5 protein-coding genes are annotated in these 2239 nt (G+C 48.7%); all 5 read left to right on the top strand.

Translation table 11 applies throughout. The features are described 5' to 3' along the window. Positions 1 to 190: LemA family protein (locus tag Q7R76_00030; GenBank protein MDO8641966.1), on the top strand; the 190-nt coding region annotated here is incomplete at its 5' end. 28 nt (positions 191 to 218) lie between these two features. Continuing rightward, positions 219 to 503 carry a DUF4258 domain-containing protein gene (locus Q7R76_00025; protein ID MDO8641965.1) on the top strand — a complete coding sequence of 95 codons (285 nt, stop codon included), beginning with the start codon at positions 219 to 221 and terminating at the stop codon, positions 501 to 503. Then, positions 503 to 727 carry a type II toxin-antitoxin system MqsA family antitoxin gene (locus Q7R76_00020; protein MDO8641964.1) on the top strand — a complete coding sequence of 75 codons (225 nt, stop codon included), beginning with the start codon at positions 503 to 505 and terminating at the stop codon, positions 725 to 727. Before Q7R76_00025 ends, Q7R76_00020 begins: the two co-directional genes overlap by 1 nt. Positions 728 to 815: 88 nt before the next feature. Continuing rightward, a complete protein-coding gene (locus Q7R76_00015) occupies positions 816 to 1769 on the top strand; it encodes an HTH domain-containing protein (protein ID MDO8641963.1) in 954 nt (317 codons plus the stop codon). A gap of 95 nt (positions 1770 to 1864) precedes the next feature. Then, on the top strand, positions 1865 to 2239 hold a 375-nt coding region (locus Q7R76_00010), incomplete at its 3' end, for a TPM domain-containing protein (GenBank protein ID MDO8641962.1).

Below are 2239 nucleotides of genomic sequence, written 5' to 3'. Positions count from 1 at the left end.
CATCAAGGCGGTACAGGAATACAACGTCACGGTGCGTTCCTTTCCGAGCAACCTGACCGCGATGCTGTTCGGCTACAGCGTGAAGCCGTCTTTCACGGTGGAGAACGAGAAAGAAATTTCCCGCCCGCCTACGGTGGATTTTGCCGCACCCAAACCCGCTGCACCTGACACCGCTGCACCGGCAAAATAAATGCAGCCTGACCGAAAAGTGTAGGATTATGGACTGCAAAACGCTGCATTTCTCGCGACATGCATTCGAACGCATGTTTCAGCGCGGGATCAATCCGGATGCGGTGGCGCAGATCATGACCGAAGGAGAGGTTATTGCCGACTATCCGGATGACCAGCCTTTTCCCAGTGTTTTGCTGTTGGGCTTTTATGAAAGCCAGCCTGTTCATATGGTCGTTGCGCGCGATCTGGCAACGGGAAGTTGCCATCTGGTTACAATCTACCTGCCTGATCCCGCGATTTGGGATGAGTCATTCAAGAGAAGGAGAGCATGATGAAGTGTGTAATCTGCAAAACCGGACAGACACACCCCGGCATTACCACCGTTACGCTGCAACGCGACAAGGCGGTCGTGGTCATCCGTGATGTTCCTGCTGAAATCTGTGACGACTGCGGCGAATATTACCTGAGCGAACCCATTGCACGCCGGGTTTATGCCGATGCCGATGGCACCGCACAGCGCCGGGTGGAAGTGGAAATTCAACGCTATGCGGCGTGATGCACATACAACACGCTTGTGACTCATCTGTCCAACATCGCTTCCGTCTTGCGCGTGTTTTGTTCCAACCACACATTAGGAAATTGTTATGAGCTACTCATTTCTCGATTTGGCATACGATGTACTGAAAACTGCTACCAATCCGCTCACCTATCAAGAAGTATGGAACATAGGAAAGGAAAAAACGCTCACTGAAAAAATACAAAGTATTGGGCAGACTCCTTGGCAAACATTAGGTGCAAGGCTTTACGTCGAAGTTCGTGATAATGAACGCTCAAAATTTATCAAAGTAGGCAAACGACCCGCCCGTTTTTTTCTGAAAGATCGGGAACACGATTTAAAACCAGATACCATTAACAGCATCGAAAAGGAGGAATTCAAGAAGTCTGAAAAAAAGGTCGGATTCCATGAACGCGACCTTCACCCGTTGCTAACCTACTTTGCATACGCCAGCCCTGCTTTTAACCGTGGTAAATCAATTTATACAAAAACTATCTATCACGAAAAATCGACAAAATCTGGTTACAACGAGTGGATACACCCTGACATAGTGGGTTTCTATTTGCCATTGGATGATTGGCAACCAAATGTTATCGAATTCAACAGGCTTTCTGACAATGACTCACTCAAGTTATTTTCGTTTGAACTTAAAAAATCTTTGAACAAGAGCAATTACCGCGAAGCTTACTTTCAAGCCGTTTCAAATTCATCATGGGCGCACGAGGGTTGGTTGGCAGCCCCAGATATTCTTCAGGACGATGACTTCCTCTCTGAGCTTGAAAGGCTGGCATCTTCATTTGGCATTGGCATTATTCAACTCGATCTGAAAGATATTGATAGCTCGAAAATACTTTATCCAGCAAAAACAAGAAACTCGCTTGATTGGGAAACCATCAATAAGCTTTGTGAGCAAAATCGCGATTTTGATAAATTTCTCGAAGATGTAAAAATCGATTTCGAATCAAAACGTATTCACAAGACAGAATACGATGATGTCATCAAGGACGTTGAAGATTACATTAAAACAAAATTGAAAATCTGAGCCATCGTCCTTGCGCCGCATACTAGGATTGTGTTGCCCACGCGGGCGCAATGACGTGCCACCCTACTGTTCATCAACAATAAGTTTGCAAACAAATGAAAAAAATATGGGCTCGGATTTTCCTGTTTGCGCTGCTGCTGGCCGGCGCGGCGCAAGCCGAAGTGGCCATACCACCGCTCACCCAGCGCGTCACCGACCTTACCGCGACGCTGGATGCGCAACAAACCCAGACGCTCGAAGCACGCCTCGCCGCATTCGAGGCGAAGAAAGGTGTGCAGCTTGCGGTGTTGATCGTGCCGTCCACACAACCGGAAAGCATTGAGCAGTTCGGCATGCGCGTCGCCGAGGCGTGGAAGCTCGGGCGCAAGGGTGTGGATGATGGCGCATTGCTGCTGGTTGCCAAGAATGACCGCACCCTGCGCATCGAGGTGGGATATGGCCTAGAAGGCGTGCTGAACGATGCCACGGCG

This window comes from Candidatus Woesearchaeota archaeon (genome assembly GCA_030651375.1).
In the GTDB taxonomy this organism is placed as follows: domain Archaea; phylum Nanobdellota; class Nanobdellia; order Woesearchaeales; family UBA12501; genus JAUSFM01.
The sequence above is the reverse complement of the archived record's forward strand: the minus strand, read 5'-3'. Positions and strand labels throughout refer to the sequence as shown.

What these genes read in the sequence shown, in the direction of transcription:
- Q7R76_00025 (MDO8641965.1), top strand. Translation starts at nt 219, where the DNA reads ATGGACTGCAAAACGCTGCATTTCTCGCGACATGCATTCGAACGCATG.
- Q7R76_00020 (MDO8641964.1), top strand. Translation starts at nt 503, where the DNA reads ATGAAGTGTGTAATCTGCAAAACCGGACAGACACACCCCGGCATTACC.
- Q7R76_00015 (MDO8641963.1), top strand. Translation starts at nt 816, where the DNA reads ATGAGCTACTCATTTCTCGATTTGGCATACGATGTACTGAAAACTGCT.